We start from the raw sequence: 15,304 nt of genomic DNA, 5'->3' as shown, positions 1-15,304 counted from the left end.
GGCAACAGGCGCGGGCCGGTCGGGGACCGCTGGGCATCATCATGCCGGGGAATCCCGTCGATGATCCCCCGCGGTTCGGATCGTGGGCTCGCGTGTGCCTTCGTCCACCGTAACCTCCGGGTCCGACAGGCCGACCGGGGCGTCCCGCCGCTGCGCACCCGACCTTGAGCGCCCGCCCCTCAGCGGCGGTTGAAGCTGCGCAGACTGGCCAGTGTCAGGACGCCGAGGCCGGCGAGCGAGACGAGGGCTCCGACGAGCTGAGCGGTCATCTGCGACATGAGGTCTCCCGGTGGTTTCAAGCAGGTGATGAGCGTTCAGGCGCAGGTCATGGAGGCATGGGGGCGCCGGACGGATCGGCGCAAGGCACGAGCGCGGCACGGAATTCACCCCGGCGCCGCGCGTGATTTCACCCGGATGTGCTCCGGCCCAGGCAGGGGGCCTACGATTCTCTGTTGTGTCCAAACTGACCGACGTGCCCAAACGGATTCTGATCGGGCGCGCGCTGCGCAGTGACCGGCTGGCGGAAACGCTCCTGCCGAAGCGCATCGCACTGCCCGTCTTTGCCTCCGACCCGCTGTCCTCCGTGGCATACGCGCCCGGAGAAGTACTGCTGGTCCTCTCCATCGCGGGCGTGTCGGCGTACCACTTCAGCCCCTGGATCGCGGTCGCGGTCGTCGTGCTGATGTTCACCGTGGTCGCCTCCTACCGGCAGAACGTGCACGCCTACCCCAGCGGTGGCGGCGACTACGAGGTGGCGACCACCAACCTCGGCCCCAAGGCCGGCCTGACGGTCGCGAGCGCCCTGCTCGTCGACTACGTCCTGACCGTCGCCGTCTCCATCTCGTCCGGCATCGAGAACCTCGGCTCCGCGATCCCGTTCGTGGTCGAGCACAAGGTCGAGTGCGCCGCCGCGGTGATCCTGCTGCTGACGGTGATGAACCTGCGTGGCGTACGGGAGTCCGGCGGCCTCTTCGCCATCCCGACGTACGTCTTCGTCGTGGGCGTCTTCATCATGATCACGTGGGGCGCGTTCCGCGGGCTGGTCCTCGACGACACCATGCGGGCACCCACGGCGTCGTACGAGATCAAACCCGAGCACGAGGGCCTGGCGGGCTTCGCGCTGGTCTTCCTCCTGCTGCGCGCCTTCTCCTCCGGCTGCGCCGCGCTGACCGGTGTCGAGGCGATCTCCAACGGCGTCCCGGCCTTCCGCAAGCCCAAGTCGAAGAACGCGGCGACCACGCTCGCGATGATGGGCCTGCTGGCCGTCACCATGTTCTGCGGCATCATCGGGCTCGCCATGGCGACCAAGGTCCGTATGGCCGAGAACCCGGCCGTCGACCTGATCAAGGACGGTGTCGCGGTCGGCTCCGGCTATGTCCAGAACCCCGTGATCACCCAGGTCGCCGAGGCCGTCTTCGGCAAGGGCAGCTTCTTCTTCATCGTGCTCGCCGCGGCCACCGCTCTGGTGCTGTTCCTCGCGGCCAACACCGCCTACAACGGCTTCCCGGTGCTCGGCTCGATCCTCGCCCAGGACCGCTATCTGCCGCGCCAGCTGCACACCCGCGGCGACCGGCTCGCCTTCTCCAACGGCATCGTGCTGCTGGCGGGCGCGGCCATGCTGCTGGTGTGGGTCTACGGCGCCGACTCCACGCGCCTGATCCAGCTGTACATCGTCGGCGTGTTCGTGTCCTTCACGCTCAGCCAGACCGGCATGGTCCGCCACTGGAACCGCCTGCTGAGGACGGAGAAGGACCAGGCCAAGCGCCGCCACATGATCCGCTCCCGCGCGATCAACACCTTCGGCGCCTTCTTCACCGGCCTGGTCCTGATCGTCGTCCTCGTCACCAAGTTCACGCACGGCGCCTGGGTGGCCCTGCTCGGCATGGTGATCTTCTACGGCGTGATGACGGCGATCCGCCGCCACTACGACCACGTCTCCGAGGAGCTCGCCGCCCCCGAGGGCCCGAGCGACGACAGCGTACGGCCGTCCCGCGTGCACTCGGTCGTCCTGGTCTCCAAGATCCACCGCCCCGCCCTGCGCGCCCTGGCCTACGCCAAGTTGATGCGCTCGGACACCCTGGAGGCGCTCAGCGTCAACGTCGATCCGGCGGAGACCAAGGCGCTGCGCGAGGAGTGGGAGCGGCGCGGGATCGACGTACCGCTGAAGGTGCTCGACTCGCCCTACCGCGAGATCACGCGGCCGATCATCGAGTACGTGAAGGGGCTGCGCAAGGAGTCCCCGCGCGACGCGGTGTCCGTGATCATCCCCGAGTACGTCGTCGGCCACTGGTACGAGCATCTGCTGCACAACCAGAGCGCGCTCCGGCTGAAGGGCCGGCTGCTGTTCACGCCGGGCATCATGGTGACCTCGGTGCCCTACCAGCTCCAGTCGTCCGAGGCGGCGAAGGTCAGGGCCCGCAAGCGGCAGGACTGGAACGCGCCGGGAGCGGTGCGGCGGGGGCCGGCCACGGATCGGGCGAAGGAGCCCGCCGAGCCGGACGCCAAGCGCTGACGGGGCCCGGCGCCCAGCGCTGACGGGGGCCGGGCGCGCGGCCTGGAGGACGTAGACTGGTGGGCTGTTGCCGGGCCCGGGCCGCTGAAGCGCGCCGTCGAGGGCCGCGCCGTCCCGCCTCTCGATCTGGAGTCACCCCACCATGCAGGCAGAACAGAAGAAGTCGCTGGTGGGGGAGGAGTACGAGGTCGAGATCGGCCCCGTCGCCCACGGCGGGCACTGCATCGCCCGCACGGACGCCGGCCAGGTCCTGTTCGTCCGGCACACCCTGCCCGGCGAGCGGGTCGTAGCCCGGGTGACCGAGGGCGATGAGGGCGACCGCTTCCTGCGGGCCGACGCGGTCGAGGTGCTGTCGGCGTCCAAGGACCGCATCGAGGCCCCGTGCCCCTTCGCCGGGCCCGGCCGCTGCGGCGGCTGCGACTGGCAGCACGCCAAGCCGGGGGCGCAGCGCCGGATGAAGGGCGAGGTCATCGCCGAGCAGCTGCAGCGGCTCGCGGGACTCACGCCCGAGGACATCGGCTGGGACGGCACCGTCATGCCCGCCGAGGGCGACAAGCTGCCCGCGGGGCAGGTGCCGCAGTGGCGGACGCGCGTGCAGTACGCCGTCGACGCCGACGGCCACGCCGGACTGCGCCGGCACCGCTCGCACGACGTCGAGCCGATCGACCACTGCATGATCGCCGCCGAGGGCGTCAGCGAACTAGGCATCGAGAAGCGCGACTGGACCGGTATGGCCGGGGTGGAGGCGATCGCGGCGACCGGTTCGCAGGACCGCCAGGTGATCCTGACGCCGAGGCCGGGCGGGCGCCTGCCGATCGTCGAACTGGACCGGCCGGTCTCGGTGATGCGGGTCGGCGAGAAGGACGGCGGCGTCCACCGCGTCCACGGCCGCCCCTTCGTCCGCGAACGCGCGGACGGCCGTACGCACCGGGTCGGCAGCGGCGGCTTCTGGCAGGTCCACCCGAAGGCCGCGGACACCCTGGTGACGGCCGTCATGCAGGGCCTGCTGCCCCGCAAGGGCGAGATGGCCCTCGACCTCTACTGCGGCGTCGGCCTCTTCGCCGGCGCCCTCGCCGACCGCCTCGGCGACAAGGGCGCGGTCCTCGGCATCGAGTCCGGCAAGCGCGCGGTGGAGGACGCCCGGCACAACCTGGCCGACTTCGAACGGGTCCGCATCGAACAGGGCAAGGTCGAGTCGGTACTGCCGCGTACGGGGATCACCGAGGTGGACCTGATCGTCCTGGACCCGCCTCGCGCGGGCGCCGGGCGTGGGACGGTGGCGCATCTGGCGTCGCTGGGGGCGCGGCGGATCGCGTATGTGGCTTGTGATCCGGCGGCGTTGGCGCGGGATTTGGGGTACTTCCGGGATGGGGGGTATCGGGTGCGGATGCTTCGGGCGTTTGATCTGTTTCCGATGACTCATCATGTGGAGTGTGTGGCGATCCTTGAGCCTGCCGAAAAAGGCCGCTGACCTGCCGTTTTAGCGGGTGCGTTGTGTGCGCTACGGGCGATATCTTGACGCATGTTCGACGCATTTTTGACCCACGTGACGCACTTTTGACGCATGCTCTGATGAGGCGTCAGGGGCTTGCTTGCGCAGTTGACTTACCGTCAGATCTTGCCTGAGGGGACTCCGGCGTTGTCGTCCTCAAGGCAGGAGGAGCGGGGCGCGCTGCGGCTCCGGGGCTGGCGAGGTAGGGCTGGAGGTCTGCAGCGCTGGGCTTGGGTGGCGTAGGTCGCTTCGGTGCCGAGGTGGTCTCGGTGAGGCGCTGGAGGTGTGTGTCGGCGAAGGTGAGCCATACTTCGGTCTCTCCCTTTTCCTGACTGGGCGGTGGGATTCGGCGTGCTTGCGTACGGCGGTTACGTATTCGCTCAGATGCTTGGCCTGGTGTCGTGTAGTGCGTTTCCCCGTTCTGCCGTTCGGTTTCCTGGGCTTGCTGACCTGCGCGCCGTTTGCGTTCCGCGACTTCGCCGCGAAGATCGACTTCTTGCACAATTTCTGCGAGCCGGTCTTCCAGCGGGCGGGTGGGGAGGTCGGCCCATTCGCTCCGTTGAGCTCCTGTGCGTGAGGGACCTTGCCGGACTTGCGTGCGGCGCTGATCCGCGATGCCCAGTTCACAGCGTGCGGGCCGGTCTCGACCGCCTTGACGAGATAGTTTTTGCCGGCTGCCAGCTCTTCGATACGCCCGACCTTTGTCGGTGAGCTGGGCGCTCCGCTCCAATGCCCACGGTGTTAGGTGACTTTGACCAGTCCACTGGTTTCGGGGAGCCTGGGCGCTCACCTTGGGCCAACTGCCGCTCGTTGAGGCCCCGTGCATGCGGTCCTACCGTGGTTTCCGGGTGTGCTGCCCCAGGCGCAACGCCCGCCGGGGGCGCGGCCATTCCCAGGGCTACGGGAGGACGTCTATCCCGAGGGGGCGAGCCGTGGCCGGATTCCGGGCTTTCCAGGACGGCGATGCGCTGGTGGGGCCGTGTGCGCGCGGCGATGCGTCCTTCTAATGGCGTGATGCCACGAAAAGGCACCAAGGGGGCAAGGTGCATCGTAGGGGTGTTGGCCGATGTGCACCGGCAGGACCGCTACTTCAAGTAGAACGTCCGCTAATCGCAGCGGATAGTGCCGCTCTACAGGACCGCAGCGGTGCTATTGGTTCCGCTCGGACTCGCGCTGCTGGTAGTCGCGCGGAGACAGTCCATGGAAGCGGGAGAAGGCGGCGCTGAACGTGGGTAGGTGGGCGTACCCGGTCCGGCGTGCGACGGCGCTGGGCGGCGCGCCCCCGGCGAGCAGGTCGCGGGCGATGCGCATGCGGGCGGCATAGCGCCAGCGCCCCAGTGTCATACCTGTCTCGTCACGGAAGGCGCGGTGGATCTCATCGCCGACATCAACATTCTGCGTCCCGCCAGGCTCGCCGATACGACGCAAGCACTCCATTGCGACAGCACGCGCACGCGGATTCGCGGGCATCGGCACCGACAGCGCTCGCTGCGCGGCAACCTGTTCCGCGAACAGGTCGAGAATGTGGTGGGGGTTGTAGTCGTCAGGACGCAGTCCGGACCGGGCGCTGATCGAGCAGAACATCAAGTAGTCGTCCCACGCAGGCGAGAACCGCACCTGCAGCGGCTCTGTCAGTTGGAGGTCGCCGGTGTTCGCGTTGCCCAGCGGCAGGGAGACGGAGTTCTCGCGGAGCCCGGTGACGTGCTCGATTTCTGCGGGGATCCAGGTCGCCACCCCGCGCTCCCGCTCGTAGCGTTGGTTGCCTATGTCCAGGTAGCCGCTGCCTCGGTACATCCAGCTGAGGACGTGGATGTCGTTGGTGTGCGACGGCGTGCTGGCCGCGGGCAGCATCTCGGGCGCAGCGGGAGTGTCCGTCTTGCGCATCATCCGGATCAGGTCGTCGGTCTGCCGTGCCGCCGCTGCCCGTTGCGTCATCCCGCCGGCGCCGGGTCGAGCGGAGAGCTCCCGTCCGAACTCGTGGGGGGTCAGTCCGAACCGTCCCTTGAAGGCGCGCGTGAGGCCGTTGCGGCTGGCGAAGCCCACTCGGGCGGCCACCTGGTCCACGTCGTAGCCGGCAGCGAGGAACTCCACGGCGGCGCCGAGTCGGCAGAGCAGCCGCCACTGTTCGAACGTGAGCCCGGTGTCGGCGAGGAAGTCACGGCGAAGGGTGCGCGCGCTGGAGAGCACCCGCGCAGCCCATTGCTCGACCGTGAGGTCGAGCGCGGGGTCGCGAGTCAGTTCCTCGGCGACTGCTCTGGCGCCGAGGGCTCGCGGCATCGCAGGCGAGGCGAACCCCTCTGGGCTCGGATTTCGCCCGGCCTCGGCGGGTGCCGGCGAGCGCGAGCCAGGACGCCGTAGGAGTTCCTCGATCGCCTCGGGGGAGTACCCGTGGCCGCTGAACGGAGTGACCTGCAGGTTGAAGAGCTGGATCAACCAGTCCTGCCAGCCGCTGGGAACGTCGAACCGCGTCAGTTCCGATAGCCCCCAGGCGCCGACGCCGGTGTGGGGCCACAGCGGGAAGGCGACCGTGCCTGGATCAGTGATGATCTTCCGCTCTGTCCAGCCGTCTGCGGGAATCCAGGCGCCTTCGCCGGCCCTGAGGCGGAGCGCCGGCCCGTCGTCGAGGCGTATGTGCGCCGCGCCGTTGCGCACCCAGAGCAGCAGTGGTCGGACGGGTGCATCTGCACGACCCAACCGTGCGGTCGGGATCGGCGGCGGGTCGCCGGGGCCTGCGGCGAACGAGGAGAGAACCGCCATGTCCTAACCCTACGGCAGTCTGCGCACACCATGCTAGGTAAGGTTCACCTAACTTTAGCAGTGCGCGCCCCCCGATGCCGGTGCGCGACTCCTGCCCTCGCAGTGACCGGAAAGGTCAGTTCCCGTATGCCCAAGACCTCGCGCCGACTCACCGTGCGCCCGCCGACCCTGCGTGAGGTCGAGGTGATCCGGACCGTCGACATCACCTCGGGGATGCGCCGGGTCACGCTGAGCGGCGAACAGCTGCGTACGTTCACCACTGCGGACGGAGTCGTGCGGCCGCCCTTCGAATCCCCGGGCTTCGACGACGACCTCGCGTTCTACTTCCCGTACCCGGGTCAGCGCGAACCGGTGCTCCCGGTCCAGGGCGAGGCCAAGTTGCTCCTGCCCAAGGATCCTCGACCGCTGTCGAGGGCCTACACGGTCCGCCGGTGGGACCCCGAGGCCGGCGAGCTGGACGTGGACTTCGTCAAGCACGGCGTGGGCGCGGGAACGACATGGGCCTATCGCGCCCAGCCGGGTGACCGGATCCACCTCAGCGGCCCGAGCACGTCCAAGGCGTTCCCGACCGGCGCCGACTGGCTGTTCGTGGCGGGCGACGACACCGCACTCCCCGCGATCGGCCGCTTGCTCGACGAGCTCCCGCCCGACGCCCGGGCGCAGGTGTTCATCGAGATCGCCGAGGACGCCCACCTCCAGGAGTTGCGCGAGCTGCCCGGGGTCGTAGTGACGTGGCTGGTCCGCCCCAGCCAAGGGGCCGGGACTGTGTCGCTGCTCACCGAGACCGTCCGCAGTGCCAAGTGGTGGCCGGGCCAGGCGTTCGCGTGGCTGGCCGGCGAGCACAGGGCCGTCCGGGACATTCGCCGGCACCTGGTCGAGGACCGTGGCGTGGCCAAGGAGGACATCGACTTCTCCGGCTACTGGCGTCGCTCCGAGGTCGTCGCACTGGACACCGACGCGGCGGTACCGGACCCGGAGCGGACGGTCACCCCGTTCCAGAAGCTCCACGACCTGACCGAGCTTGTCGCGCCGATCGCGATCCGCACCGCCGTCGAGCTGGGCGTTCCCGATCTGCTCTCCCGCGGCGTGACCGGCGTGAGCGAGCTGGCTGCCAAGGTCGGCGCCGACGTGCGCGCCCTGGGCAAGCTCCTGCGTTACCTGCACACCCTGGACGTAGTGACCGAGACGGAACCGTCTCACTACGCCCTGACGCCGGTCGGGGACGTCCTCACACTCGAGTTCATCGCCGACCGGCTCCACTCCGCCGGAGTGATCGGTCGCGAGATGCTCGGGATCCACGGCCTCACGGAGTCGGTCCGCACCGGTCGGCACGCCTACGCCTCGGTCACCGGCCAGACCTTCGCCGACGTGCGGGCCGAGCAGGATTACGAGGACCGTCACCTGGAACGCCTGGCGAAGTTCCAGCCCGCACTGGCCGAACCGATCGCCACGTCCGACCTGCTCACCGGAGTTCAGCATCTGGTGATCCACTCGGGTGGTGCCGGCGCTCACGCCCGTGAGTACGTCGCGGCCCACGCAAGCCTGCGCGTGACGATCTGCGCCCTGCCCGCGCAGGCCGACTGGCTGCGCCGCGACCTGCCCGCCACGATTCCCGACGAGCGGCAACGCGCGCGGGTCAGCGTGCTGGAGCAGTCCGTCTTCGAGCCCGGACCGGCAGCCGACGCCGTGCTCATCAGCCGCGCCTTCAAGACCCTGCCCGACGCCGACGCCGCTCACGCACTGCGCCGGGCAGCCGAGAACCTCGACCCCGGCGGACGGGTGCTGCTGATCGAGGAGGTCTTCGGCACCGACGAGCTCGACGAGCACGACGGCGAGGAGGACCTTCTCGGCCTGGTCTGCCACGGCTCCGGCCTGCGCACCGCAGCGGAGCTGGACGCCGTCATCGCCCGTGCCGGCCTCACGCGCAGGGCGGCGCACACCGTCGGCCTGGGCGCCACCGTCCATGAGCTCCTCCGCTCCACAGCCGACTGAACCCCTCCTCCACCCCAAGAACGAGAGAAAAGAAGAGAACACTCATGAGCAAGACCTCCCTGATGAGACGGGGCGCAGCCCTTGCCGCCGCACTGATGAGCGCGTCGCTCGTCCTCACCGCCTGCGGCAGTGACGGCGACGACACCGGCGACAAGGCCGCCGGGACCCGCAGCGACCAGGCCGCCGGGACCCACAGCGTCAAGGCCGAGAACGGCACCGTCGAGATTCCCGCCGACCCCCAGCGCATCGTCACGATCGGCAACACGAGCCTCCCCTTCCTCGATCTGGGGGGTAAGCCGGTGGGTGTCACCGAGGTGTCCGAGTCCGACCTCGACGTGCTGCCGGAGGACCAGAGGACGGCGTACGAGGCAGCCGAGATCGTCGGCAGTGACGGTGGTGAGGTGGACCTCGAGAAGCTCGCCGCCCTGAAGCCGGACGTCATCCTGGTCCAGTTCCACTCGACCGACTGGGACAAGGTCGGCAAGCAGCTGGAGGCGATCGCCCCGACCGTGTACTGGGGGCTCGACACCGAGTGGAAGGCCTTCGCCGACGCGATCGCGGAGGCCGGCAACACGGCGGACGCGCTCAAGCAGCAGAAGGCGGACTTCAAGGAAAAGGTCGCCAAGATCCAGGAGACCTACGGCAAGATCATCAAGGACACCTCGTTCGTCGACGTCTCCCGCGGCGACTGGAGCGATCCCGGAACGTTCTACATCGCGGACATCGGCTGCTCCGAGATCGCCCGGGACGACATCGGCCTGGACCTCCCCGAGGCGGCCGCGGGCAAGGACCCCCTGGCCTACGAGTCCCTGCCGTTCGAGCAGATCGGTGAGCTGTCCGAGTACGACGTGATCACCTACCCCGTCGACGCCGACGGCAAGCCGACCGAGCCCTTCGCGCCGGTGATCAAGACCAACACCTGGAAGTCCCTGCCCGCCGTGCGCTCCGACCGTGCGCTGGGAGTCTTCTGCCCCGGCAACAACTCCTACGGGCCCGTCAACCGGTACCTGGACTCGCTCGACAGCGCACTGGCGACCCTCCCCGGCAAGCAGTGACAGCCCTCGCCCTGCGGCAGGACGGTCCGGGCACCAAGACTGTGCCCGGACCGCCCCGTCGTCTGCTCGGCCTGGTCGTCGCGCTGCTGGTCCTGGTGGTCCTGCTGATGCTGAGCGTCATGATCGGTTCGACGGCGATCGCGCCGTCGGTGGTGTGGGACGCGCTGTTCCACTCCTCGGCCGGCATCGACCAGTTCGCGATCCGCGACTTCCGGCTGCCGCGCACGATCGTGGGGCTGGTCGCCGGCGTCGCCCTCGGTCTGTCGGGCGCGCTGATCCAGGCGCTCACCCGCAATCCCCTGGCCGATCCGGGCGTCCTCGGCGTCCATGCCGGTGCATCCTTCGCGGTGACGGTCGCCGTGGGCCTGCTCGGCGTCCGCGACGTCCAGGGCTACATGTGGTTCGCGTTCGCCGGGGCACTGATCGTCACGCTCCTGGTGCTCGTGTTCGGGTCGACACGGCAGGGCTCCTCGCCGGTGGTCATGGTGCTCGCCGGGGTCTGCGTCAGCGCTGTGCTCGGCGGCGCCAGGGAGGCGCTCCAGCTGACCGATCCGGACGCCTTCGACGCCATGCGGAACTGGAACGCCGGGTCGATCGCAGGCCGCCCGCTCGAAGTCGTGTGGCCGGTCCTGCCGTTCTTCGCGGTGGCACTCGTCCTGGTCTTCGCGGTGGCGGGCCCGCTCAACGCACTGGCCCTGGGTGACGAGCTGGCGGTCGCCCAAGGCGTCCGGCTGGTACGCACCCGCGTGCTCGCGGTGATCGCACTCACCCTCCTCGCCGGTGGCGCCACCGCCATCGCCGGACCCATCGGATTCGTCGGACTCATGGTGCCGCACGTGGCCCGCTGGATCGTCGGCCCGCACCAACGCTGGATCTTCGCCTACAGCATCCTCCTGGCTCCGAGCCTGCTGCTGGTCTCCGACATCCTCGGCCGCGTCGTGATGAGACCCGGCGAGATCCCCGTGGGTATTGTCACCGCCTTCGTCGGCGCCCCCGTTCTCGTCGCGCTGGTGCGGCGGAAGAAATCGAGCGGACTATGAACACGCACTTTCCGCCGGTGGACTTCGGCCGGCGGGCGCTGGTGCTGAGGCGCCGGCGGATCGCGGTACGGCTCCAGTGGCGCTCGGTCGTCGTCTGCGCGGTGCTCGCGGCCGCGATCGCCGGTACGGCTGTGCTCGCGCTGATGACCGGCTCGTACGCGCTGAGCCCCGGGCAGGTGCTGTCTGCACTGACCGGCCGGGAGACCGGCATCGTCCACGACATCGTGGTCGAGTGGCGGCTGCCCCGGGTGGCCGCGGCGGTGGTGTTCGGCGCGGCCCTGGGGGTGAGCGGTGCGGTCTTCCAGTCACTGCTGCGCAACCCTCTCGCGGACCCCGGCATCGTCGGGTTCTCCCAAGGCTCCTACACCGGCGCCCTGATCGTGATCCTGGTCGTCAACGGCACCTACGTGCAGCTGGTCGGCGGGGCGCTGCTGGGCGGGATGGCCACCGCCGTGGCCGTGTACCTGCTCGCCCACAGCCGAGGGGTGCACGGGTTCCGGCTGATCGTCGTCGGCATCGGCGTCTCGGCGATGCTCGGGTCGCTCAACACCTGGCTGATCCTCAAGGCCGACCTGGACCAGGCGATGTCCGCGGCCGCGTGGGGCGCCGGGTCGCTCAACGGCGTGTCCTGGGACCAGGTCGTCATCGGCGGCGCCTGCATCACCGGACTCCTGCTGCTGGCCGGGATGCTGAGCCGGCCGATGCGGCAGATGGAGCTGGGCGACGACGCGGCCGCCTCACTAGGGGTACGGGTCTCGCCCGTACGCCTCGGGCTGATCCTGGTCGGAGTGGCGCTGACGGCGACTGTCACGGCCGCGTCGGGGCCGATCGTATTCATCTCCCTGGTCGCCCCGCAGATCGGACGACGGCTCGCCCGCACCGCCGGGATCACCCTCGCCCCCGCCGCCTTCGTCGGCGCGCTGCTGTGTCTGGCGTCGGACTACCTCGCCCAGCACGTCGCCCCCACCCCGCTGCCGGTCGGCATCATCACCGTCGTGCTCGGCGGCGGCTACCTCGGACACCTGCTGTTCACCGAAGCCAGGAGACGCCTGTGAGCGCCACCCCGCCCGACACCGCGCGTCTGCGCGTGGAGTCGGCGACGATCGGCTACGACAGGCGGATCATCTCCGAGGACCTCTCGGTGGCGATCCCCGACGAGTCGTTCACGGTCATCGTGGGCCCGAACGCGTGCGGCAAGTCCACCCTGCTGCGCAGTCTGTCCCGACTGCGCAAGCCGTCGGCCGGGCAGGTCGTCCTCGACGGCGCCGACATCAACTCCTACCGGACCAAAGAGGTGGCGCGGCGGGTCGGACTGCTGCCGCAGACCTCGACCGCCCCGGACGGGATCACCGTCGCCGACCTCGTGGCCCGGGGACGCTACCCCCACCAGGGGTTCATCCGGCAGTGGACCGAGGACGACGAGCGGGCCGTGCTCAGGGCGATGCACCAGACCTCGGTCGCCGACCTGTCCGGGCGCCTGGTGGACGAGCTGTCGGGCGGGCAGCGCCAGCGCGTGTGGGTGGCGATGGCGCTTGCGCAGCACACCGACATCATGCTGCTCGACGAACCGACCACCTTCCTCGACATCACCCACCAGATCGAGCTGATGGAGCTGTTCACCGACCTGCACCACGTCGGCCACACCCTGGTCGCCGTCCTGCACGACCTGAACCACGCCGCCCGCTACGGCACCCACCTGATCGCCATGAAGGACGGCGCCGTGGTCGCCGAGGGCACCCCGGACGAGGTCGTCACGGCCGAGCTGGTCGAGGAGGTGTTCGGGCTGCGCTGTCTGGTGGTGCCCGATCCGGTGGCCGGCAGCCCTCAGGTGGTGCCGCTCGGCCGCGAACGAACCCGACGAAAATCCGCCGACAACACCGACGTGGAGTGCGCGAGAAATGGCTGATCCGTGGGTCGAGAAGCTGTCGACCGGTCAGTGGGGCCCGGAAAGGTTCAGACGACACCTCGAGGAGACGGGTGCACCGCTGGTCGAGCGGGTCTCCGCGGACGAGGTGGAGGTGACGTTCGTCGACGAGCCCGGATCCGACACGACGGTCACCCTCTCGGTGGTGATCGGCCCCAGAATCGGCTTCAACCCGATCGAGGGGGAGTTCGCCCCGGTGGCGGGGACGCCGTTCCGTGTTCGCACCCTGCGGATGCGTTCCGACCTGCGCTTCTCGTACGTGTTCGTACGACGTGGGCCGACGGGTGAGGGCGAGCGGGTTGCGGACCCGTTCAACCCGCCGCCGAGGTTCTCGGAGTGCTCCGTGGAGCGGTTCTCCGGGGCCTCGGTGGCGGTGCTGCCCGACGCGGTGCCGTTGCACTGGCTCGACCAGGCCGAAGCGGGGCCGCCCCCGGCAGTGGAAACCGCCGTCCTGGCGAGCGAGTTCCTGGGGGACGAACGCCGCATCTGGGTCTCGATGCCGCCCGGAGAGTTCTCGGACGAGAGCGCACTGCCCGTCGTGATCCATCTGGACGGGACGCCGGACCACAGCGCGCCGAGCGTGCGTGACGCCCTGGTCCGGGCGGGACTGGTCCGGCCCTGCGTGGTGGTCCTCGTCGGCCAGCCCGCACCGCAGCGCGCCAAGGAGCTGCTCTGCAACCCGGCGTTCTCCCGGATGCTGGTCCAGGAACTGCTGCCGTGGCTCCACGACCGGTATCCGCTCTCGCGGGACCCCGGTGACGTCGCGCTGGCCGGCGAGAGCTTCGGCGGTCTGTGCGCCGGCTGGACAGCGCTCCACCACCCGACGACGTTCGGCAACGCCATCCTCCAGTCCCCGTCGTGCGGATACCACCCCGACCTCAGGTGGGGCACCGGGGCGGGCGAGCTGCTGCGCCGCACCCCCGTACCGACACTGATCGCCGACTTCCTGGCCGCGGACACGGCATCGGTCCGCATCTTTCACGACGTCGGTGAGCTGGAAAGCTCGAACACCCACAGCCGCTGGCTGGACCACGTGCTCACCGGAAAGGGCTACGACACCCTCTACAGAGAGTTCGCCGGCGGACACGACTACGCATGGTGGCGAGGAATCCTCGCCGATGCCCTGCTCTGGTGCTTCCCGCTCACGAGCGGGGAGGGGAGCCGGGCATGAGGAACTCCTTGCGTTCCTCGGGCGCCGACCCCGCGGGGCTGGGGCGGGGACCGCTGACCCGCCGGCTGCCCGTGCTCCTGCTCGCTCCCGCCGAGCCGCTCGATGCCCCGCCGTTCGAGTCCGGGCCGGGGACCACCCCGGGCCGGTTCCTGCTGCGCGTGATCTTCTCGGTGCGGCGGGTCAGCGTTCCCGCGATGCTGCTGGCGATCGTGTGGCAGGTGGGCGAGTCCGCGGTGCCGGTGGTGATGGGACTCGCGATCGACCGGGCCGTGGCGACCGGGGACGAGGGACAGCTGGTTCTGTGGCTCGGCGTGCTGGTGGCCCTCTACGTCGCGCTGACGTCGGCGGCGAGGCTCTCGCTGCGGCTGACCGCCCACGCGGTGCAGGTACTTCAGCACCGACTCCGCGGCGCCCTCTCCACTGGCGTGCTGCACCCCGTCGGCGGCGCCGGCCGTCCGCCGGGCGGCAACGTGGTCTCGGTGATGACCAGCGACGTCGCGCGCCTTGCCAACGCGGTGATCCTGACGATCATCCCGGTCTCCAGGATCACGGCCATCGCATTCATCGCGGTGTCGCTGCTGGCGACGCACTGGCTCCTCGGACTCGTGGTGCTGGTCGGGGCGCCGGTCGCGGTCTGGTCGATGGGCTTGCTCAGCGAGCGGCTCTCCCGGGACACCCGCGCGTACCAGGAGCTGCTGGCCTCCACGGTCGGACAGGCCACGGACCTGGTCGCCGGCTACCGGGTGATCAAGGGGATGCGTGCCGAGGCCGAGGCGACCAGCCGGTACCGGCAGGCGAGCCAGGAGACGCTTGTCGGCGCCAGGCGCAACGCGGGCCTGCTGGGGAGGTTCCTCGTGGGCTCGGGCGTGGTCAGCGGCACGTTCGTCGCCGCGGTGGTGGGACTGGCGGGCTGGTTCGCCGTCGACGGACAGCTCACCATCGGCGGGCTGATCACCGCCGTCGGCCTCGCCCAGGCACTGCTGCCGCAGATCCAGGCGATCGCGCGCACGTCCGTCCCCAACCTCGCCGGCGCCCGCGCCGCGTCCGTGCGTGTCCTCGGCGTGCTGCGGGACAACGCCACATCGACGGCCGGGCCCGATGACGCGGCCCGGCGCGAGGTCACCGTGCTGCCGAAGCTGGACGTGGTCGTGCCGATCGCCGAGGGCATCAACAGCAAGAAGGTGCTCGACCGGGGCATGGTCGGCCACTACGCCGAGGGTGCGCTGAAGACGGCCATGCCCGAGGACAAGACCGGCAACTTCGGGCTCGCCGGCCACCGCAACACCCACGGGGAGCCGTTCCGCTACATCAACCGGCTGGAGCCGGGCGACCCCATCGTCGTGGAGACGCAGGACACGTAC

10 protein-coding genes are annotated in these 15,304 nt (G+C 69.9%); 9 read left to right on the top strand and 1 reads right to left on the bottom strand.

What is annotated here, in order from left to right:
• Positions 1 to 454: 454 nt before the first annotated feature.
• On the top strand, positions 455 to 2,512 hold the full coding sequence (locus ACWGDB_RS37420; protein ID WP_453826545.1) for an APC family permease: 2,058 nt from the start codon (positions 455 to 457) through the stop codon (positions 2,510 to 2,512).
• A gap of 142 nt (positions 2,513 to 2,654) precedes the next feature.
• Positions 2,655 to 3,983 (top strand): class I SAM-dependent RNA methyltransferase, encoded by a 1,329-nt coding sequence (locus tag ACWGDB_RS37415; protein ID WP_453826544.1) that lies wholly within the window; start codon positions 2,655 to 2,657, stop codon positions 3,981 to 3,983.
• A gap of 1,170 nt (positions 3,984 to 5,153) precedes the next feature.
• Here ACWGDB_RS37415 and ACWGDB_RS37410 read toward each other — a convergent pair.
• A complete protein-coding gene (locus ACWGDB_RS37410) occupies positions 5,154 to 6,761 on the bottom strand; it encodes a helix-turn-helix domain-containing protein (protein WP_453826543.1) in 1,608 nt (535 codons plus the stop codon).
• Positions 6,762 to 6,887: 126 nt separating this feature from the next.
• Between ACWGDB_RS37410 and ACWGDB_RS37405 the strand changes: the two genes are divergently transcribed.
• The 7 genes from ACWGDB_RS37405 to ACWGDB_RS37375 form a co-directional block, all read left to right on the top strand.
• The gene (locus ACWGDB_RS37405) at positions 6,888 to 8,753 is read left to right on the top strand and encodes an SIP domain-containing protein (protein ID WP_453826542.1); all 1,866 of its coding nucleotides are present in this window, start codon (positions 6,888 to 6,890) and stop codon (positions 8,751 to 8,753) included.
• Between the two features lie 44 nt (positions 8,754 to 8,797).
• On the top strand, positions 8,798 to 9,808 hold the full coding sequence (locus ACWGDB_RS37400) for an ABC transporter substrate-binding protein (protein ID WP_453826541.1): 1,011 nt from the start codon (positions 8,798 to 8,800) through the stop codon (positions 9,806 to 9,808).
• Positions 9,805 to 10,848 carry a FecCD family ABC transporter permease gene (locus ACWGDB_RS37395; protein WP_453826540.1) on the top strand — a complete coding sequence of 348 codons (1,044 nt, stop codon included), beginning with the start codon at positions 9,805 to 9,807 and terminating at the stop codon, positions 10,846 to 10,848. The genes ACWGDB_RS37400 and ACWGDB_RS37395 overlap by 4 nt, the downstream gene beginning before the upstream one ends.
• Complete coding sequence (locus tag ACWGDB_RS37390; RefSeq protein WP_453826539.1) at positions 10,845 to 11,903, top strand: FecCD family ABC transporter permease; 1,059 nt, start codon at positions 10,845 to 10,847, stop codon at positions 11,901 to 11,903. The genes ACWGDB_RS37395 and ACWGDB_RS37390 overlap by 4 nt, the downstream gene beginning before the upstream one ends.
• On the top strand, positions 11,900 to 12,754 hold the full coding sequence (locus ACWGDB_RS37385) for an ABC transporter ATP-binding protein (RefSeq protein WP_453826538.1): 855 nt from the start codon (positions 11,900 to 11,902) through the stop codon (positions 12,752 to 12,754). The genes ACWGDB_RS37390 and ACWGDB_RS37385 overlap by 4 nt, the downstream gene beginning before the upstream one ends.
• Positions 12,747 to 13,943: an alpha/beta hydrolase gene (locus tag ACWGDB_RS37380; protein WP_453826537.1), complete on the top strand. Its 1,197-nt coding sequence runs from the start codon at positions 12,747 to 12,749 to the stop codon at positions 13,941 to 13,943. Before ACWGDB_RS37385 ends, ACWGDB_RS37380 begins: the two co-directional genes overlap by 8 nt.
• On the top strand, positions 13,940 to 15,304 hold a 1,365-nt coding region (locus ACWGDB_RS37375; protein ID WP_453826536.1), incomplete at its 3' end, for an ABC transporter transmembrane domain-containing protein. The genes ACWGDB_RS37380 and ACWGDB_RS37375, both read left to right, overlap by 4 nt.

It is taken from the genome of Streptomyces sp. NPDC055013 (genome assembly GCF_053608645.1).
The sequence above is the reverse complement of the archived record's forward strand: the minus strand, read 5'-3'. Positions and strand labels throughout refer to the sequence as shown.